This window comes from Archangium lansingense, assembly GCF_026626635.1.
GTDB lineage: Bacteria > Myxococcota > Myxococcia > Myxococcales > Myxococcaceae > Archangium > Archangium lansingense.
In genome coordinates, this window is sequence record NZ_JAPNKA010000001.1 from 8,097,352 (window position 1) to 8,116,150 (window position 18,799).

At 68.9% G+C, this 18,799-nt stretch carries 14 protein-coding genes; 5 read left to right on the forward strand and 9 right to left on the reverse strand.

The genetic code is table 11. The features are described from left to right. Window positions 1-5: 5 nt before the first annotated feature. Both OV287_RS32330 and OV287_RS32335 read right to left on the reverse strand, forming a co-directional pair. Window positions 6-1,130 carry an efflux RND transporter periplasmic adaptor subunit gene (locus tag OV287_RS32330; RefSeq protein ID WP_267537896.1) on the reverse strand — a complete coding sequence of 375 codons (1,125 nt, stop codon included), beginning with the start codon at window positions 1,128-1,130 and terminating at the stop codon, window positions 6-8. A gap of 196 nt (window positions 1,131-1,326) precedes the next feature. Beyond that, window positions 1,327-5,409 (reverse strand): hypothetical protein, encoded by a 4,083-nt coding sequence (locus OV287_RS32335; RefSeq protein WP_267537897.1) that lies wholly within the window; start codon window positions 5,407-5,409, stop codon window positions 1,327-1,329. A 333-nt stretch (window positions 5,410-5,742) separates the two neighbouring features. On the opposite strand from OV287_RS32335, the gene OV287_RS32340 reads away from it, so the two are divergent. Next, on the forward strand, window positions 5,743-6,441 hold the full coding sequence (locus OV287_RS32340; protein WP_267542448.1) for an alpha/beta hydrolase family protein: 699 nt from the start codon (window positions 5,743-5,745) through the stop codon (window positions 6,439-6,441). 57 nt (window positions 6,442-6,498) lie between these two features. On the opposite strand, the gene OV287_RS32345 is transcribed toward OV287_RS32340, so the two are convergent. The 7 genes from OV287_RS32345 to OV287_RS32375 form a co-directional block, all read right to left on the reverse strand. Continuing rightward, complete coding sequence (locus OV287_RS32345; protein WP_267537898.1) at window positions 6,499-8,697, reverse strand: FUSC family protein; 2,199 nt, start codon at window positions 8,695-8,697, stop codon at window positions 6,499-6,501. 82 nt (window positions 8,698-8,779) lie between these two features. Beyond that, the gene (locus OV287_RS32350; protein WP_267537899.1) at window positions 8,780-10,261 is read right to left on the reverse strand and encodes an O-antigen ligase family protein; all 1,482 of its coding nucleotides are present in this window, start codon (window positions 10,259-10,261) and stop codon (window positions 8,780-8,782) included. A 117-nt stretch (window positions 10,262-10,378) separates the two neighbouring features. Then, window positions 10,379-11,581 (reverse strand): glycosyltransferase, encoded by a 1,203-nt coding sequence (locus tag OV287_RS32355; RefSeq protein ID WP_267537900.1) that lies wholly within the window; start codon window positions 11,579-11,581, stop codon window positions 10,379-10,381. Next, on the reverse strand, window positions 11,568-12,626 hold the full coding sequence (locus OV287_RS32360; protein ID WP_267537901.1) for a glycosyltransferase family 4 protein: 1,059 nt from the start codon (window positions 12,624-12,626) through the stop codon (window positions 11,568-11,570). Before OV287_RS32360 ends, OV287_RS32355 begins: the two co-directional genes overlap by 14 nt. Before the next feature lie 19 nt (window positions 12,627-12,645). Next, the gene (locus OV287_RS32365) at window positions 12,646-13,176 is read right to left on the reverse strand and encodes a serine O-acetyltransferase (RefSeq protein WP_267537902.1); all 531 of its coding nucleotides are present in this window, start codon (window positions 13,174-13,176) and stop codon (window positions 12,646-12,648) included. 116 nt (window positions 13,177-13,292) lie between these two features. Further along, window positions 13,293-14,813, reverse strand: a complete 1,521-nt coding sequence (locus OV287_RS32370; RefSeq protein ID WP_267537903.1) for a lipopolysaccharide biosynthesis protein — start codon at window positions 14,811-14,813, stop codon at window positions 13,293-13,295. Beyond that, window positions 14,810-15,919: a polysaccharide deacetylase family protein gene (locus tag OV287_RS32375; RefSeq protein ID WP_308809840.1), complete on the reverse strand. Its 1,110-nt coding sequence runs from the start codon at window positions 15,917-15,919 to the stop codon at window positions 14,810-14,812. The genes OV287_RS32370 and OV287_RS32375 overlap by 4 nt, the downstream gene beginning before the upstream one ends. Before the next feature lie 510 nt (window positions 15,920-16,429). On the opposite strand from OV287_RS32375, the gene ccmA reads away from it, so the two are divergent. From ccmA to OV287_RS32395, 4 genes are all read left to right on the forward strand, one after another. Next, a complete protein-coding gene (ccmA, locus tag OV287_RS32380; RefSeq protein WP_267537904.1) occupies window positions 16,430-17,095 on the forward strand; it encodes a heme ABC exporter ATP-binding protein CcmA in 666 nt (221 codons plus the stop codon). Continuing rightward, window positions 17,092-17,787 carry a heme exporter protein CcmB gene (locus OV287_RS32385; RefSeq protein ID WP_267537905.1) on the forward strand — a complete coding sequence of 232 codons (696 nt, stop codon included), beginning with the start codon at window positions 17,092-17,094 and terminating at the stop codon, window positions 17,785-17,787. Before ccmA ends, OV287_RS32385 begins: the two co-directional genes overlap by 4 nt. Before the next feature lie 143 nt (window positions 17,788-17,930). Further along, the gene (locus tag OV287_RS32390; protein WP_267542449.1) at window positions 17,931-18,620 is read left to right on the forward strand and encodes a cytochrome c biogenesis protein; all 690 of its coding nucleotides are present in this window, start codon (window positions 17,931-17,933) and stop codon (window positions 18,618-18,620) included. Continuing rightward, on the forward strand, window positions 18,620-18,796 hold the full coding sequence (locus tag OV287_RS32395) for a hypothetical protein (RefSeq protein ID WP_267537906.1): 177 nt from the start codon (window positions 18,620-18,622) through the stop codon (window positions 18,794-18,796). The genes OV287_RS32390 and OV287_RS32395 overlap by 1 nt, the downstream gene beginning before the upstream one ends. Window positions 18,797-18,799: the final 3 nt, after the last annotated feature.

Below are 18,799 nucleotides of genomic sequence, written 5' to 3' on the forward strand. Positions count from 1 at the left end.
CTCGCCTACTGAAGCTTCTGGCCGTCGCGCAGATCCTCGCGCGCCACCGACACCACGCGCTCGCCCACGCGAACGCCAGCCATCACACCCAGCGAGTCCGCCGCGGACTCGCTCACCTGGACGACGCGCTCCTCCAGCCGGCCGTCGCTCACCACGAAGAGCTTGCGGCGCGGGCCGTCCTCCAGCACCGCCGTGCGCGGCACCACCGGGAGCTGCTGCTCGCCCAGCTGCACCTTCGCCGTGGCGAACTGGCCCGGAAGCAGCGAGCGCTCCTTGTTGGGCACGAGCGCCTCCACCACCAGGTCACGCGTGCCGCGGCGCAGACCCGCGCCCACGAAGGACACCTTCGTCTTGTGCACCACGTTGGGCGCCGCCGTGAGGGTGAACTCCACCTCCTGGTCCTTCCGGATGAAGGCGGCCGAGGACTCCGGCACGGTGAGCTCCAGGCGCAGCGGATCCAACGCCACCAGCGTCACCACCTTGGAGTCCTGGCGGACGTACTCACCCACGGACACGACGCGCTCGGCGACCACGCCATCGAAGGGGGCGCGGATGGTGGCGTCGGCCGCGTTGATCTCCAGCAGGGTCAGACGCGCGACAGTGGAGGCGGCCTGGGCCGCCGCGTTGCGGCACTGAGCCTGGGCGCGATCATGATCGGCGGTCGAGACGGTGCCACTCTCGAAGAGCTTCTGGTTGCGCTCGCACTCGGCGTCGGCCAGGGCCTGCTGGGACTTGACCAGGGCCAGCTGGGCCCGGGCCTCCTCGAGGCTGGCCGAGGCGGCGCGCGCGTCTAGCTTCACCAGCACGTCGCCCTTCTTCACCACCGAGCCGCGCTCGACGTGCACGGACATCACCTTGCCCGCGGCACCGGCTGCCACGTCCGAGTCCTCGTAGGCCGACAGCGTGCCGGTGAGCGTGAGGAAGCGCGGAACCTTCGCCTCGCCCACCTCCACGGTGTCCGCCTTCACGGCTGCCTCTAGCGCCGCGGCCTGTTGCGACCCAGGCTTGCTCTGCGCTGCGTCCACCCGCGAGCCGCAACCCGCGCCGATCGTCAGCACCAGACCGCCCGCAACCAGCACCTTGAACGCCGGGGTCTTGCCCGTCCTGCCATTCCGAAGAAGCTTCTGCATACCTGTGCTCCCGTGCGCCCCTACCCCCCTGTGGGAGGGCAGTTCCTCGGCCCGAGATAAGTTAGTGACTGCAAACTAACTAATCCCCGGGGGGAGGGTAAATGTCAAGCGCATGATGCGGCGGGCAGGCAGGCGTCACCCGGGGTTGCATGTGGGTGAGATCCCTGCTCTCCGTTACGAACAGGTAAAGCGAGACTCACCAACTGGAGCTGCCGAAGCCCGAGCCACTGGAGCTGGAGCCACCACTCGACGAGCTGCCGCCGCCCCAGGAGGAGCTTCCGAAGCCCGAGCCACTGGAGCTGCTCGAGCGCCGGTTGCGCTCGCGTTCCCGTTCGCGTTCTCTCTCGCGCTCGCGTTCCCTCTCGCGCTCGCGTTCCCTCTCGCGCTCGCGATGCTCCTCCTCCGCCTTCTCGGCCCACATGAGGGCATCCTCAGCGAAGCGCGCGGCAATCTCAGCGGACCGTTGAGCGGACGCATAGTTCCCCTGGTGCAGCGCACTGCGCGCCTCGGCGAGCTGGGATGTACCGGGCCGGTCCCTGATGGTCACGCCATAAGACCCGGACCAACCGTCGGCGCGCTGAACAGGGCGGGAGGCATACTGGATGGCCTGAACCGCACGCTCAGCCGCCGCCAACTCGTCACGCAGCGTGGCAGCCTCACGAGCCGCCTGGACCTCGATGCGCTCGCCCTCGGCCTCGACCGACGACCAGTCGCCGTGGGCTTTGCCGAGCATGCCGCTCGCTTTCTGGAGCGCTCCGCCGAGCTCAGCAATCGCATTCATGGCGCGCGTGGTCTCGCGGCTATCGGCGATGCCATCCGTCTCGGCGCGCCGCACCAGCTCCTGGGCTCCCGAGAGCGCGGCTTGGGCGGATCGCAGGCCCTCCTCAGCACGTGCATGCAGGGAGCGATCATTCGCCACACACTGCTGGACATTGGCGAGCGCCAGGCTCGCCGCCGACAACCGCTCGGCCGCCTCGAGCGGGTCACCGGGCAGGGCGCCCACCATCGCGCGGGCCGCCTCCACCAACCCCCGCGCCGTCACGAGCGTGCCGTGGGTGGGCTTCATGACGCGAACATCGGTCACATCGACGGCACACGCGGCGGCGAGCGCATCGGCCGCCGAGAGCAACTGGGGGTTCTTTTCCTCGACAGCCTGGAGCTGCCGCACCTTCTCCGTGAGCTCCTCGAGCCGGTGCCCGGCGAGCACCTGCTGCTCCCGCACCTGACCAAGCCGATCGGCCGAGGCAAGCAGCCGTCCCTGGGAGAACAGGGTGAGCGCCGACTGGAGCAGCTCCGCGGCCCGCTGCGTATGCGAGGAAACCTCGCGCAGGTTGTCCTGGACGGTGCCATTCGCGTTCGGGCGCATGGGATCGCTCGCGCGCAGGCTCAGCGCCGACGGCAGGTAGCGGCGCAGCGCCTCCGTCAGTGGGGCCTGGCGCTCGCTCACGAGCCCCGCGAGCCGCCGCGCCTCGGCACGGAGCTCCTCGCACCAATGCTCGAAGCGGGCGTGCACCTCGCGGCTCCTGGCCACCAGTTGGGCCGCCTCGGACACCCGCGCCAGGGCCGCCTCGAGCCCGGTGCGCGCCGTCTCCAGCTCGCCGAGGCTCAGCGCCTCGCGGCCCTTCACGAGCGACTGCTCTCCCGAGGCGATGCGCTCGGAAGGCTCCCTCCCCTCCTCCCGCATCACCAACGAGGGCGCCAGACCCATGGACTTGCCCAGCTCGGCCCGTGTCGTCTCGATCTCCTCCGCCACCCGCTTCAGCTCGGCGCGGGCACGTCCGGACACCTCCACGAGTCTCCCGGCCTCGGTCGCGCGCTGCTCCAGCAGCCCGAGCGCCTCAGCGAAGGCCTTCACGTCCTCGGCGGCCTGGCGTGTCACCAACGCTCGCGCCACCTCGTCCGCCCGGCGGATGAGCGTGTCGATCGTCTCGTCGACCCAGCGGCGGGACAGCCCGGCGGACACGAGCGCCTCACCCGTGCGCTCCGCCAGGGGCAGCACCTCCGAGCGGCCGCGAGCGAGCACGGACAGGAGCGCCGACGTGTCCGCGCCCTGCCGGCGTGCCCCGGCGAGCGGCCCGTCAAACGCACCGATCGGATCCGCCACGAGAAGCGAACGCGCCTCCACCAGGAGCGCCTCGAGGGACGGCACGACCCGTTCGAGGAGCGCGGGGACGCGAAGCCGCACCGCCTCCGACTCCGCCGTGCGTACCTCGGCGATGAGCCGCTCCAGCGCCGCGGTGCCCTCCCCTGCCTGCCCCGGCGCCGCCTCCAGCGCATCCAGCACCGGGAGAACCTTCCCGGCGCGCGTGTTGAAGGCCTCGATGAGCGCCTCGAACGAGAGCGAGAACGGTTGATAGCTCGCGAGATCACCGATGAGCCGCTGCTCGGCGGTGGGACGGCCTTTCAGTACGAGCTCGATGCCCTCATCGGGGTGGAAGGCGATCGGCTCGTCGCGCAGCAGACGTGTGACACGCTGGAAGCGCGAGGCCGACAGCTGGGACACGAACCAGTCCACGGCGCCGCCCTTGCCGGTGAGCAATGCCTCGGCCTGGCTCAGCACGCGCGAGGCCCCCACGGACAGCAGGAACAGCTCATCCACGTCGGAGGCAAGCGCCAGGGCCCGCTCGCGCGTGGTGCCCGAATAGCGCTTCTGGATCTCCTCGCGCGAGTGGCCAGCGGCCAGGTGGGCCCGGTCGAGCAGCCCGAAGAGCGCCTGCATCTTCTCATCGAGGGCCTTGCGCCACTGGGCATGGAGGTCGGCGGCCTTGCGCAGGTGCCCGTTACGACGGAGCCGTACGATGACGAGGGCGATGCCTGCCCCCATGGCGGCGATGATCAGGAACGCCTTGCGCCGGGCCGCCATCTCTTGGGCTGACTGGACACGCTCGCGGGCAAACCGGTACGCATCCTCACTCTCGCGCAGCGGCTCGGTGAAGGCGCGGTCCTGGCGCTCGAAGGCCTCACGGGCCCTCCGCAGCGCCGCGTGCGCATCCGCGAGTTTCTGCTGGGCAACCTCGGCACGTGGCTCCTTCTCGAGCGCCTCGAGGAGGCGGGCCTGCTCCCCCAGCAGCGTCTCTTGGCGGGACATCTCGTTCAGGTACATCTCCGTCTTGATGCGGCTGTCCTCCGCTGCGGCAAGCATCGAACTGTGGTCGGGCGTCAGGCGGGTGACGGCGGAGTGCGCCTGTTCAAGTGCCGAACGCGCGTACGCCAGTTCCCGCACGGCGAAAGCCTTCAAGCGATTCGCCTCGAGCGCCGCGAGCGCCTCCTCGGCCTTCTTCACGCGCGAGAGCCCATCCTGGTAGGCCTCGAAGCCGTGGTACACACCGTCGATGGTGGCGCGCAGCTCCTCGAACGCCAACTTCGCCTGGTCGAGCTTCGGGTCCGGCTCCAGGGCGAGCTTCAGATCCCGAGGCTTCTGGCGCCTGGCGCCCCGCGCCGGCCCGAGGAGCGGGAGAATGCGGGAGGCCTTCACACGCAGACCAGCGAAGTCGGGGTTGACCTGCGCAACGCCGAGCGGAGGTGAGCCCGCGAAGAGCGCCTGATGGCGCACGGCAAGTGCATCGAGCTCGGCTGGGATCTTCTGCAAGCGGTCACGCAATGCAGCCCGGGTGCTCTCGCGCTCGACGAAGGCCCGCTCTCGCGCCGCGATCTCCTGCTGACGGGCCCGCTCTCGCCCCTCAATCTCCTGCTGGATGCTGGTATCCAGCTTCCCGTCGATGTGGAGGATGGTGTTGCGCACCGCATCGAGGATGCGTCCCCCACTGCGCATGGCGGCGATGGCCTGTGAATCCAGCTGGCCCTTCCAATTCGAATCGCCCAGGCCGCGCCGGTCCTGCGCATCGGACCCGAAGTACGACAGGTTCCGATCGCGCACGGACAGCATGAAGATGGCGCCGTCCGGCTCACCCGTCTGGGGATGCTTCAGGGAGCCGAAGTTCGTGCGATTCGACAACCCCTTACCGAGCGCGTGCTGCACCGCCGCGATGTTCTCGAAGGAGGTGCCCACTGCATCGACGAAGAGCTCGCCCTGCGCGCTCTCCAGCAGCACCACCGTCCAGTGGGGCCGCTGCTCCAACCACGCCTCGAGCTCGGCAAGCTGATCGTCCGAGACTCCCACGTTCCCCTTCACATAGAGGTGCTGCGACGGGGACCAGAGCATCACGATGTCCGTGGCGCTCGTGACGCGCAGGGGCCCCTCGGCCGCCCGTGCGGGCGAGGTGGCAACGGCGAGGGAGAGAAGGAAAAAGCAAGTCGCGGCCAGGAGGGGACGCTTCATCGCGCCTGTTTATATCCGACACCCGGCGCGAAGTGGATGCCTCCCCATTCCACGCCCCATGAGGCACCGGCTCACACGCTCCGCATGAAGCGCGGCGTGTCGCTCAACCGCTGATGAGGTAGAAGCAGCGCCGTGCCTGATACTCAGATGCATTCAGAAGTGACCGTCGGCTGCCGCGCGCTTGACGTCGCGGATGGGGTTCAAGGTGCACGCGTGCCCGTGCGGGTTCTCTACCCGTCACGAGCGCCTGAACGACTCGAGCACTTCGGACCGTATCCACTCGCTGTCGCCACCGACGCCCCTGTCGAAGGTGAGCGACTCCCGCTCGTCATCATCAGTCACGGCACGGGCGGGTCTCCTTGGACCTATCGCGGGATGGCGGCGTACCTGGCTCGCGCCGGCTTCGTTGTGGCCCTCCCGGAACATCCGGGCAACAGCCGCTCCGATAACAGCCTGGCGGGCACGGCCGCGAACCTCGAGAACCGGCCTCGCCACGTGCGCCTCGTGCTCGACGCGGTTTTCGAAGACGCGCAGCTGGGCCAGCGGCTCTCGCCGGGTAGGGTTGGCGTGATCGGACATTCGCTTGGCGGCTACACCGCGCTGGCGGTGGCGGGAGGGCGCCCCTCCTCTTTTCCGAACGAGTCTCCAGATGGACAAGCACGGGCCGTCCCGGTCGTTCGCGATCCTCGGGTCCGCGCACTGGTTCTACTCGCGCCCGCGTCACCCTGGTTCATGGCCGAGGGGGCTCTCGCCAACGTCGATCTCCCCATTCTGATGCGCACGGCGGAACGGGATGAGCACACGCCCGCCATGCACGCGGAGATCATCTTGCGCGGCGTCCCGCATCCGCAACGCATCGACCATCGCGTTGTCCCGAACGCTGGCCATTTCTCCTTTCAGAGCCCCTTTCCCCCAGCGATGACGAGACCCGAGTTTCCGCCGTCACAGGATCCAGCGGGCTTCGACCGTCTCGCGTTCCAGCCGGTGCTACACGCGGAACTCCTGACGTTTCTTCGAGATTCGCTCGGATAGGAAGAAGTCGGGCCCCGGCGCGCCATCCACGTCGAGGAGCCCGGGTAGCAACCCGCCTCATTCCGGGTGGAGCGTCCTCCGCGACGCGGCCCCGTGGAGGACGGTGAGTTGCCGCACCACCCGTTCGAGCTGGGCTCTCAGCAGGGGAGCTTCCCCGGCCAGGGAAGCCGCTGCCTCGGAGGACGGCGCATCCTCCCCCTGAAGTCCGAACAGGTCGGGCAGCGGCATGGGCGAACGCCCCTGAGCCACCGCGCCGGCCAGATCCTCCAACACCTGCTCGACCGAGCTCGCGAAACGCTCCAGACCGTCTCGGACCTGCTCCGGCGTTCGCTCGTGATGGCCCGGCGAGAGGGCGATCACCGAGGCCGCGAAGCGACGGGTATAGACGAGCAGCGTCATCAAGGGTTCGAGCGGCTCCGTGCGTCTCCGAGGCTCGGAGAGCAGCCGTTGGAAGGAGGCCTCCGCATTGAGGCTCGCCAACCCCACCTTCCGCCGCGCCTCGCTGAGCGATAGTTCCAGACCCTCGGGCTTCCCGAGCCAGGCGGAGAACACCTGCCGGAAGTACTCGCGATCCGCCCGCAGTGCCGCCGCGAGCTGCTCGGGAAAGAGCTCCTTCTCCGGCCGCTCCCACAAGAACCAGGTCCCCGCCAGCGCCAGCGCTCCGCCCATCAGGGTATTGAGGATGCGCACATGGGCCAGACTCCAATCGCCAGTCCCCACCTCGGCCAGGAGCACGAAGGTGAGCGTGAGGAAGATGGTGTAGAGCCCGTAGTTGACCGAGATGACGGCCACGCTGATGGCCACGGTGAAGAACACCAGCAGCATGATCGCGTGCGGATCGTGGAGCCAGGCGGCGACCATCGCGGCGAGGATGCCTCCCACCATCGTGCCCACCACTCGCTGCAGCCCCTTGAGGAAGGTAGGCCCCGTGTACGGCAGCATGATCGTGAGCACGGTGATCGTCACCCAGTAGCCGTGGCTCAAGTTCAGGAGGGAGGTGAGCCAGACGGCAACCCCCGTGGTGACGCCAACCCGAAGCGCATGCCGGAGCACCACCGAGTCCCGGGAGAGGTTCTCGCGCAGCGGCTCGAGCAACGGGCGCCTCGGCTCGGCCACGCCCTGCCCCCGCGGCTCGCCCCCGAGCGAAACCGGACGATTGTCCGAGAGGCCCGCGGCATTCTCCACCGCGATCCCCGAGAACTCCCGAAGCTGTGCCAGCAAGCGGGCCGCGTGGAGGGCCTGGGCCCGGTCAACGACGCGCATGACCTCGGAGCCCCCGGCGGCCTCGGCGCGGGCGAGGGCTTCCCGAAGTGCATCCGGACCCCACTCCAGCGCGGGCAGCTGCTTGGGCCGTCCTTCGGTCTCGGTGACGCGTGCGAGTTCCTGGAGGGTCTGGGAGAAGGCGGCGAGGGCGCGCGCCACCTCCTCCTGGGCCGGACGGACCCCGACGCCTTGCGACAGGCTCTCCATCACATCGGCGAGAGCAATCATCGCCTCGAACATCGCGTCTGCAATCTGGAGCAGGACCAACAACCGCTCCCCTCGCCCGCTCTCCGAGCGCCCGCGGCGGATGGCGGCGAGGGTGTTCCGGGCCTCCTCCAGGGTCTCGCGCAACCGCCCATGCTGGCTCTGGACCAAGGCCTGCCAGGCCGCGCTGTCGGCGCCGGTGGAGAGGCGTCCCACGGCACCCGCGAAGTCCGCCAACGCTCGGAAGCAACGGCCGAGGGCGAAACGCGCGGGCCTGTAGGGGCGGATCGGCCACAGGACGAGCGAGAGCACCATCGCCCAGCAGGCGCCCCCGAGCAGGAAGCCCACCCGCGCCAGGGCATCGAGAAGCCCAGAGGCAGGCAGGGCCAGGGAGATGACGAAGGCGCTCGCCGCGATATTGCCTACGAAGCCCGCCGTGGCGCCGTAGACGCCCGCGTAGCTGCAGGCCGCCACCCAGAACAAGGCCACCGGGATGGCCAGGGCAGGATGGAGTCCGGCCAGTCCTCCCACGAAGACCGAGAGTGCTCCGGTGATGGCCACGGCCCCCATGCTGGACGCGCGGGAGCGGTACGAGCCGCCCCTGTCCGCGAAGGAGGCGTTGAAGCCGCCCACGCTGAGCCAGATACCGCCCGAGAGATGGAAGACGCTGGCCAGCAGCACGGGGACGATGGTGGCGATCGCCGCCCGGAGCCCCGCCTTCACCGCCGGCCGAACCGGGGCGAAACGGGTCACATCCTTGGCGTGTTCGATCAATCGCCGGGTGAGCATGAGGTCTGGCCGAACTAACCGGACTGGCTCACGGGGAGCAAGCCGTGCGCGAAAAGAACGGCAGGCCCGGCCACCTGGCCACTCATCCCACCAAGGCCAGACGCTCCGCCGGGAGTTGCGTACCCGACGGGGCGTCCAGCGAGACGGCCAACGCGCCCAGCAGCATCCAGAAGAGCAGCCACATGGGGGCCATCCACAGCGTGTAATCGGTGAGGGAGTGCACGAGCACGGCCAACACCGCGACGAGCAGCGCCCAGGCCATCCCGCTCAGTCCCGGCGCACGGGCGGCCCGCGCCAGGACCGTCACGAGAGGCCGCGCGAACGCGACCAGGCCCAGGGGGCCCAGCTCCGCGAGGATCTGGAGGAACATGTTGTGAGCATGCTCGTGCGCCGCCCGCCCCTCGATCCCCGCCGGGTAGAAACTGCCGAGCAACAGGAAGAAGTTACCGAGCCCCACACCGAACAATGGGCTCTCCTGGAGCATGCGGAGGGCCGCCCGGTACAGGAAGTAGCGGCCGTCGGACAGCGCGTTGATCTGCTCGGGAGCTTGCGTCGCCAGCAACCAGACGCACACGGATGTACCGGCCAGGACGCCACCCGCCAGGACCACGCGCCCCAGGCGGGTGAGGCGCGTCACCCTCGCCTGGAAGAAGAGCCCGGCGAGCACCGGTGCGGTGAGGGCCGCCAGCCACGCGCCCTGCGAGCGCGTGAAGAAGAGCATCAGTGCCCCGCCTCCCGCGACCAGGACCCCCAGCCACCGTGCCATCCACGTCCTGGCGCCATGGGCAACGGCTGCCGCCAGGGGCACGAGCATGAGGAGATAGGTCGCGAACTCGTTCGGCCCCAGGAACACGCTGGTGGCCCGGCTCACCCCCCGGAAGTAGCGGGAGTTGTCGAACAGCACGAACAGCACGGCGCCAACCAGCAGCACCAGGGCGGCCGACACGAGCAGCGTCATCGCGAGCGTCTTCACGTCGTCGTGCCCGAGGTTGGACCGCACGAACCCGAAGAGGAGGAAGGCCTCCAGGAAGATGAAGAGCTGGCGGACGGGAAACAGCGGTGCGAGCGGCGGAGTCTGGAAGACGATGGCATCCAGGCGGAGGACGGCGAGCGGTCCCTCTTCGGCCCACACCCGCGCCACCGTCGCCGCCATCGCCGAGCCGGTGGCCAGTGCCAGGAACAGCAGCACCGAGGCCTCGAGCGGCCCGAACCGCGGTAGAGACGCCCGCCCCTGCGCGGCGCGCAGGAACCACAGCACGCAGAAGGCCAGCAGGCTGGCCTCGAGGACCGGCGCGATCGTGTAAGTCTCGGCCCTCGTCCAGAGCTGGGAAAAGGGCAGTCCAAACGCCAGGGCCAGGAAGGGCCGCTTCATGTCGCGGCGGGACAGGAAGAACAGCCCAAGGAACACCGCCAGCAGCCAGAACTGACGCGTCTGCGTGACATGGCCCCCGATGACCGTCACGAACAGTATGGCCAGCAACAGCATGGCGAACTGAACGGCTCCCCGCTGCTCGATGGACACGACGGGCGGGGACGGTGCCGCATGAACACGCGAGGCTTTCATGCGGCGAAGAGGATGCGAACAGGACGCGAATAGCAACGGTTTACCGTTCGAAGACAGTAAGGGAATTCAGCTACCCCGAGGAGCTGAACTCCCTTCCCGCATGAACGGCAGGCGGGACTACAGCCCGCGTCCGGCCTTCACCATGGCCTCGCCCACGAAGCCGCGGATCTCCTCCACCTTGGCCTCCCAGCTCTCGTGGCGGATGCGCTCGGCGCGCTCGCGGCTGGGACCGGCGCCCTCGGCGAGGCACTCGTTCACCTTGCGCACGAAGTCCTCGGTGTCCCGCGCCAGCTTGCACAGGCCCACCTTGCGCACCTCGGGGATGTCCGAGGACACCACCGGTACGCCCGCCGCCAGGTACTCGCGCACCTTCAGCGGGTTGGCGTTGAGCGTGAGCTCGTTCACCTTGAAGGGCATGAGCGCCACATCGAAGGCCTTGCAGTAGCCCGGCAGCGCTGCGTACGGCTTGCGCCCGAGCAGGTGGATGTTCCGCTCGGCCTTCAGCACCGCCGGATCCACGTCCGGCGCCACCTTGCCGATCACTACCACCGAGCCCTCCGGGTGTGCCCGAGCTGTCGCGGCGATCGCCTCCAGGTCCACCCAGTCCGCCACCAGCCCGAAGAAGCCGAAGATGGGCTTGGGCAGGTTCGCGATGTCCTCGGGAATCGGCGTGGACGGCTCACACGCCTTCACGAAGTGGTTGAAGTCCACGCCGTGGCGCACCAGCACCGTGTTCGGGTTGACGCGCACCTTGTTGTCCCTCAGCCGGTCCGCCGAGGTGATGCACAGGTCCGCCCGCTTCAGCAGCTGCTCCTCCAGCTCGGCGATGTGCTTCCCGTTGGTGTCGCTGAAGGCGGAGAACTCATCCACGCAGTGGTAGACGACGAACTCCTCGCCCAGCCGTCCGGACGCCGGCGCCGAGGCCGGGAGGAACGACCAGGAGATGGGCCGCTTGAAGTGCAGCGTGCGCATGGCCCGCAACACCTGGGCGCGCAGCAGCTCCCGGTTCGCGGCGCGCACCAACTCCGAGCCGTAGAAGGGAATCGCCAGCGGGGCGAGCACGAAGAGGTTGGGCTCCACCTCGCGGATGCCCGCGGTGAACGAGGCTAGCTTGCTCCAGATGCGCTTCACGTCGTGCGCATTGGCCTTCGGAGCCCGGTTGCCAATGCTGTTCACCCAGAGGACGCGGTTGTCCCGAGAGAGGATCCGCATGATGTGGACCTTGGACAGCGGATCCCCATCCCAGTCGTTGGAGAAGACCACCAGGTCCCTGCCACGGAGGGCCCGGCGGGCCAGATCCATTTCCTCACTGCGCCGCATGTGTCTCGCCTCCTCCCAGAATCGTCGGTTGAGCCAGATCGCCGTACAGCTTCAGCAGCACCGGTCCGGCATCCGGTGACACCGCCTGCGCGGGCCCCTGCTCCAGGGCGTGATGCACCCGCTCGGCCAGGTCCACCGCATTCCCCGCCCGGAACGTGTACGTCCCACGAGGCCGCCCGCACACGTCACTGGCCACGCACGGCACGCCGAGCGCCAACGCCTCGCGCACGGAGATGGCATCCCCGTCGTGCGTGGTCGGCCGGATGAAGGCATCGCAGCGCGAAATCAGCGCCAGTGCCTGCGGGTGCTCCAACTCCCCCAGGTCCTCGATCAACTCCTGGACCTGGAAGTCCCGAGCATCGCGCTGGAACTCCTCCGAGCGGGTCCCCGGTCCGAAGACGGCGAGCCCCACGCCGGGCAGCTCGTCCGCGATCATCCGCAGCGCGCGGAACATCAGCCCGCGGCCGTAGACGGGCGACGGGTGGTGCGCCATGGCCAGCAGGGGCCGGCGGCGAGCGCGTGCCTCCTCGAGCTCCCGAGTCCCCCTCCCCGGCCGCACCTGCGAGCCGCAGAAGGCCGGGTACACCACGAGCTTCTCCTCGGGCACACCGCAGCGCGCGAGCGCCTCGCCCACCGCCTCGGACACGGCCACCACGCGTGAGTAGCCGGCCAAAGCCACGCGCGCGAAAGCCCGCCGGGAGACGGAGGCGGCCAGGTAATCCGGCAGCAGCCCCGAGTGCAGGGTGATGACACGAGGCGCGCGAGCCCTCACGCCCGCGGTGGCAGCAAGCATCCAGGACTTCGGGTTGTTGCCGCTGGTATGGACGTGGACGGTCCACCCCTCGCGCAGGAAGCCCGCCAGCCGCTTGCCATATTGCGTGGGGGTACGGACGGGAATGACGTCCGGAGCCGGTCGGCCCCCTTTGCCGATGTCCAGCACCACCGTCTCCACCCTGCGCTCGCGCAGGTACTCGTGGAGCTGCTGGACGTGCACGGCCACGCCACCATGCGGCGGCGGATAGTCTCCGACGAGGAGCACTCGCATGCCCTGTCCCCTCTCTCGTCTACTGCGCGGCGGACGATGCCCGCGATGGAACGGATTCGACGGGCTCGGGGCGCTGCACTGGCGGGCGCAGCCCCATCTCACGCTCGTAGGAGGCGAGTGGATCCGCATCCCGGCGGATCTCTCGCGCTGGGATGCCACCCACCACAGCACCGGGGGCCACGTCCTTCACCACCACGGCGTTGGCGCCGATCACCGCGAAGTCCCCGATGCGGATATTGCCGAGAATCTTGGCGCCCGCGCCGATGCGCACATAGTCGCCAATCACCGGCAGCTCCTTCAGCCCGGAGCGCCCACCAATGGTCACCTGGTGGGAGATGAGACAGTGACGACCGATCTTCGCGTCCTTATGGATGACGATGCCCATGCCGCCGTAGCCAAGCTGCGTCCCCTCGCCGATCTCCGCCTCGGCGGGGATGTACGAGCCATGGATGTAGTGGATGGCCTTACGCAGCACGGCTGGCAACACGGGAATGCCCCGCAGGTACAGCTTGCGTCCCAGCCGGTACAACGACATCGCATCAATCCCCATCACGCCTCTCCCCTGGTTGTATGGAGCCCCAAGCTAGGTACCGGCCCCCCAGGGCGGGAGTCCCCGCAACCCTCACCGTCCGCTACCTACATGTACGGGAGTTCGACGACGGAAACTCACCCGGCGCGGCGGGGGCGCAGGCTGGCGAGCACGCTCAGCGGCCGCACGCCCGTGGCGTACAGGACTCCCACATAACCCATGGAGAACAAGAGGCCGGCCAGGGCCAGCGGCAGGGCCCTCCAGATGAAGCCCTCGGGCAGGCTGCTCCAGGCGTGCACCGTGCCGGCGCGCAGCACGAAGACACCCACCGCAGCGGCCACGGCCGCGAGAGACGCCTTGCCCAGCTCGCGCCAGGGGATGACCTCGCGGAGGTGCAGGGCCCGATCAGGAGTGGACAGTGCCCGCGGCACGCGCACGAGCAGAGCGCCCTTGCCCACCACCTCGGCCACGGCCCAGGACACGACGGCCCCCATCAACCCGAACTGCTTCACACCCACCCAGACGAGCGGCACCGTCACCGCCGCCTTCAACAGGTAGGAATGAAGGATGGCGCGCGTGTGCCCGCGGGCGCGCAGCACCCCGTCCATGGGGAGGATGGCCAACACCACTCCCAGCACACTCACCCGGAAGATGGGCACGGCCGCGAGGTACTCCGCCGTATAGAAGGTGCCGATGAACTCGGGCGCCGCGGCGAAGAGGAACGCGGCGAAGGGCAGGAAGACGAAGGCCAGCTTGCCCGCGGCCTCGCGGAAGGCCGCCACGCCCTCATCCAGGCGCCCCTGATTCTCCAGCTCGCCCAGGCGCACCATGAGGACCTCGCTGGTGGGCGTGTAGAGCAGATCCACCAGGGGCAGCTGGCTGCACCCCACGCGATAGACCGCGTAGAGCGCTGGAGCCACCACCCCGGCCACCATGTAGAGGTGGGCGTTCTGCTGGGGAATGGCCACCGCCATGGCCAGGCCGAAGGGCGCCGCGTAGACGAGCTGCTGGCGCCACAACCCGGCGCGCAGCAGGGGTCCCGTCCCCCGCGGCACCACCACCCAGGCGACCACGTAGCGCAGGAAGGCGAAGCCCGCCACCGCCAGCATCATCCCGCGCAGGCCGAAGCCCAGCAGACAGGGCAACACCATGGCGGCCGTGCGCATCACCTCCGACACGCCGTACACGAGGGCCGAGTGCTTCGTCCGGCCCTGGCTGGTGAGGGAGACCTCTAGCGGGAAGGCGCCAATGATGAAGGCGGTGTAGAGCGCGAGCGCCGCGCGATGCTCGAGCAGCGCCGGGTTGTTGAACTGCCGCGCCACGGGTCCGAGCAGCGCCCAGACCAGGGCCCCGGCCACCAGGCCCGCGCCGGACATATAGAGGAGTGTCTGCCCCAGCCAGGGCCGCTTCTCCTCGGCACGAGGCACGAAGTAGTAGAGGCTCTGCACCACCCCGAAGGGCAGCACGTAGTAGAGCGTCGTGGCGATGAGGAAGAGCTGGAAGTAGGTGCCGTAATCCTCCTTGACGAGCACCCGCGCCAGGACGAACGGAATGCAGAAGGTGAGCCCGGCAGCAATCAGCCGGGCGAGCACCAGGGGGCCCGCCTTCCCCAGGAACGAGGAGGCGGGCGCGGCGGTGGTGGCCGGCTTATCGCTCACCCGGTCACCTCACCTCGCGCGGTGTTCTGCGGGCGGCGGCCCAGCACGGGCGCGCGCATGCCCAGCGTGCTGAAGCAGTCATCGAGCTGGCACACGGTGAGGGTGCGCGAGTAGCTGCCCGTCATGCCCACGCTGAAGTTCTCCCAGAGCACCTTGCGCTTGAGGATGAAGGGGTCACCCCCCATGAGGTTGGGCATGTCCTCGGTGGTGACGGCCGAGCGGAAGCCGTTGCGCACCAGCACGCGGATGACCTCGTCCGAGTACCAGCCGTTGCAGTAGGCGAAGTCACGCACGGTGATACCGGCCTCGCGCTCGATGATGGCCTTGGACTCGCGCACCTCGCGCTCCACCACGTCGAGGGGCTCGTGCGTGAGCACCACGTGCCCCAGCGTGTGTGCGCCGAAGTCGAAGCCGTCCTGGACCATCCGCCGCACCTCGTCCCAGTCCATCAGGTCGCCCTGCTCGGGGAGCAGGTCCGGGCTGGGGCCGAGCCGCTCCTCCAGGGCCTGGATGGTCTCCACGAGCGTGCCGGTGGGGTAGTGGCCGATGAAGTCATCGAGCGCCGCGGACACCCGCTTGCGGCCTGAGAGCACCGTATCCAGCAACTCCGCAGCCGGCGTTGGCAGCACATCGAACACGGGCTTGTAGCCCCGGGCCTGTGCCAACCTCACCAGGTGGAAGAGCCGATCATGGTTGAAGCGCCCGCGCGTACCGATGAGCGCCGCCGGTAGGTAGGTGATGGCCGGCACTCCCATCTGCTTCAGCACGGGGTAGCCGTACCGGTACACGTCGCGGTAGCCGTCATCGAAGCTGACGACGCACAGGTCCTTGTGCGCCATGCGGCGCCCAGCCATCACGTCCAGCGCGTCCCCCAGCGAGGCGAACTCGTAACCGGCCGCGGATAGCCCCTCGAGGTGCCGGCGGAAGGTCTCCTGAGAGATGAGCAGGCCCGGGATGGAGCGCTGCAGCTCGCCGGTGAAGTCCGCCACCACCCGGTGGTAGCTCACGATGAGGATGCGGCGCCCCCCGGACTGATACCGCCTGTAGGCCGCGAGCGCCTTGCGGAGGCCGCTGTGATGCAGCACTCCCGCCGCCGCGGATTTCATCGCCCGTCGCACCATTCCCCGCCTGTCCATCGCTGAAACCCTCCCCCAGATGATGCCGCCGCCCGTACCCCGTGCCTCCAGCATGTGCACGCGCGGTGCCATCCGCTCGGAGAGGAGCGCCAGGAAGGATGAGCCCCTGTTGACGGTAAGTCCGTTCCCATCCGCTACGTCCATGAGACAGGAGCGGTGCAACCCAGGCGTCAGCGGGCCGAAAGATCTTCCGTTCCGCCCCGGACAAGGGCCCGCGGCCCCCATCTCATGACTGGCCATTTCCCCCTCCCCCGTGGAACATGTGGCGAGGTATTGAAAAAACTTCCCCCTGCCCCGTGCCCCGGATTTCCCTGCGAGGGGTCCGCAGGGGACTCCCACCCCGGAGCAACCGGGCCACGGGGGGTGGAGCCAGGAGGTCCGGGTCTCGTCCTGGGGCACCCCTCCCAGGCTCCTGTGCAGCCAGACGGGCCTGCTTTCGCTGGAGTGTGGGGAAATTTCCAGTTACGAACGCTTCCGCCGATGGAACCGCCCCCTGTAGCGCCGCCCCCCGCGCTCGCCCTTCACGACGTCAGCAAGCGGTATGGACGCCGCTGGGCCCTCGCGCGACTCAGCTACACCCTCCCCCAGGGTCGTTCCCTGCTGCTCACGGGACACAACGGCTCGGGGAAGACGACACTGCTGCGGCTGGTGGCCACCGCGCTCGCCCCCACCCACGGCCGGGTCGAGGTGCGCGGCAATGACTGCGTGGCCTCGCGCGACACCGTGCGCCGCGAAGTGGCCCTGCTGTCCCACGCGAGCTTCCTCTATGAGGACCTCACCGCCCACCAGAACCTGGTGGTGCTGGCGCGCCTGCTCGGCATGGAGGCTCCGGCGGACGTGGCCGGGGAGCTGCTCGTGAAGGTGGGGCTGACGAAGCGCTCGGACAGCCCGGTGCGCCAGTTCTCCGCGGGCATGCGCAAGCGCCTGGCCATCGCCCGGCTGCTGATGAAGGCCCCCGCGGTGGCGCTGCTGGACGAGCCCTTCGGCGAGCTGGATCCGGCCGGCATCCTGGCCATGGAGAAGATCATCCGCGAGCTGAAGGACTCGGGAGTCACCGTGGTGCTCGCCACCCACCTCATCGAACAGGGCCAGGCCCTGTGCGAGGAGCGCCTGCACCTGCAGGAAGGCCGGGCGGTGGCGGCATGAGGAAGGTGCGTCCCATCTCCCTGCTGAAGACGGTGGGGGTGCTGTTGGCCAAGGATCTGCTGATCGAATGGCGCACCCGTGCGCGCCTCAACGCGCTCATCTTCTTCGCGCTGGCCACGCTGCTGCTCTTCTCCTTCGCGGTGGGGCCGGATACCAAGGTGCTGGCGCGCAACGCGGGCGGCTACCTGTGGCTGGCGCTGCTGTTCTCCAGCGTGCTCGCGCTGGGCGAGTCCTTCCGGGTGGAGCAGGAGAACCTCACCCTGGACGGGCTGCGGCTGGCGCCAGCGGACGCGCGGGCCATCTTCCTGTCCAAGGCCTTGGGCAACGCCCTGCTGCTGATGCTGCTGGGAGCCCTGCTCATCCCGGTGATGGTGGCGCTCTACGGGGTGAACGTGGCCATGGGCCTGGGCTCGTTCGCCGCCACCGTGACGCTTGGCTGCATGGCCATCAGCGCGCCGGGCACGGTGTACTCGGCCATCGCCAGCAACGCCCGGGCAAGAGACGTGCTGCTCCCGCTGTTGCTGTTCCCGCTCATCATTCCCGCGCTGCTCGCCGCCGCGAAGGCGACATCGCTCGTGTTGCAAGGTGACCCGATGAATCAGCTTGGCTCATGGTATGGGCTGCTTATCGGGTTCAATCTGATTTATTGGGGGCTGGGATTCCTCCTGTTCCCCCGAGTCATTGAGGATTAGAGGTCATGGGCGATCTCGTGAAGACGATGCTGCAGGTGCTCTCGGCGGCGGCGGCGCTGACGTCGGTGGGGCTGGGCGTCTGGCTGGGCCTCAAATGGGCACCGCCCGGGTCGCGGCTCAACGCGCGTCCGGTGCTGCTGGGCATGACGGTGGTGGGCCTGGGGCTGCTGGTGCTGGGCAACTGGATGGGCCTGGTGTGGACGCCGTCCGAGCGGGAGATGGGTGACGTCTACCGCATCATCTATGTCCACGTGCCGGCCATGTGGATGGCGATGCTGGCGCTGGTGGTGAACTTCGCCTGCTGCGTGGCCTACCTGCTGGATTCGAGCTGGAAGACGGACGCACTGGCGGAGGCCACGGCCGAGGTGGGCCTGCTCTTCGGCACCTACGGGCTGGTGCTGGGCTCCATCTGGGGCAAGCCCACCTGGGGCACCTACTGGGACTGGGATCCGCGGCTCACCGCCATGGCCATCATGCTGGTGACGTACGTGGCCTACATGGCGCTGCGCCGCTTCGTGGAGGACCCGGAGAAGCGGGCGGTGTGGAGCTCCGTGGTGGGCATCATCTCCTTCGTCAACCTGCCCATCGTCTGGTTCTCCGTGAAGTGGTGGCGCAGCCTGCACCAGGTCCAGTCCACCCCGAAGACGGTGGATCCGGACATGACGCTGGCGCTGCGCGTCAACGCGTGGGCCAGCCTCATCCTGCTCACCCTCTTCCTGCTGCACCGCTACCGGACCGCCCTCGCCACGCGTGAGGCGGAGGTGGCCATGCCTGACGCGCTCCCCCCGGACGTGCCGGGCTCGCGAGACAACCGCGCTTCGGAGGTCGCCTGATGTCCACGGCACTGCACATGTCCACGCTGCTCGCCCAGGTGGGCGCGGGCCGCATCCAGGGTGGCTGGGAGTACATCTGGGCCGCCTACGGCATCGCCTGGGCCTCGCTGTCGCTGTACGCACTGTCCCTCTGGCTGCGCCGTCCCGGGCAGACCACCAACGATTCGAAGGAGTGAGCC

What these genes read in the sequence shown, in the direction of transcription:
- OV287_RS32360 (WP_267537901.1), bottom strand. Translation starts at nt 12,626, where the DNA reads ATGCGAGTGCTCCTCGTCGGAGACTATCCGCCGCCGCATGGTGGCGTG.
- OV287_RS32355 (WP_267537900.1), bottom strand. Translation starts at nt 11,581, where the DNA reads ATGCGGCGCAGTGAGGAAATGGATCTGGCCCGCCGGGCCCTCCGTGGC.
- OV287_RS32350 (WP_267537899.1), bottom strand. Translation starts at nt 10,261, where the DNA reads ATGAAAGCCTCGCGTGTTCATGCGGCACCGTCCCCGCCCGTCGTGTCC.
- ccmA (WP_267537904.1), top strand. Translation starts at nt 16,430, where the DNA reads ATGGAACCGCCCCCTGTAGCGCCGCCCCCCGCGCTCGCCCTTCACGAC.
- OV287_RS32390 (WP_267542449.1), top strand. Translation starts at nt 17,931, where the DNA reads ATGACGGTGGTGGGCCTGGGGCTGCTGGTGCTGGGCAACTGGATGGGC.
- OV287_RS32330 (WP_267537896.1), bottom strand. Translation starts at nt 1,130, where the DNA reads ATGCAGAAGCTTCTTCGGAATGGCAGGACGGGCAAGACCCCGGCGTTC.
- OV287_RS32335 (WP_267537897.1), bottom strand. Translation starts at nt 5,409, where the DNA reads ATGAAGCGTCCCCTCCTGGCCGCGACTTGCTTTTTCCTTCTCTCCCTC.
- OV287_RS32345 (WP_267537898.1), bottom strand. Translation starts at nt 8,697, where the DNA reads ATGCTCACCCGGCGATTGATCGAACACGCCAAGGATGTGACCCGTTTC.
- OV287_RS32375 (WP_308809840.1), bottom strand. Translation starts at nt 15,919, where the DNA reads ATGAAATCCGCGGCGGCGGGAGTGCTGCATCACAGCGGCCTCCGCAAG.
- OV287_RS32365 (WP_267537902.1), bottom strand. Translation starts at nt 13,176, where the DNA reads ATGGGGATTGATGCGATGTCGTTGTACCGGCTGGGACGCAAGCTGTAC.
- OV287_RS32395 (WP_267537906.1), top strand. Translation starts at nt 18,620, where the DNA reads ATGTCCACGGCACTGCACATGTCCACGCTGCTCGCCCAGGTGGGCGCG.
- OV287_RS32385 (WP_267537905.1), top strand. Translation starts at nt 17,092, where the DNA reads ATGAGGAAGGTGCGTCCCATCTCCCTGCTGAAGACGGTGGGGGTGCTG.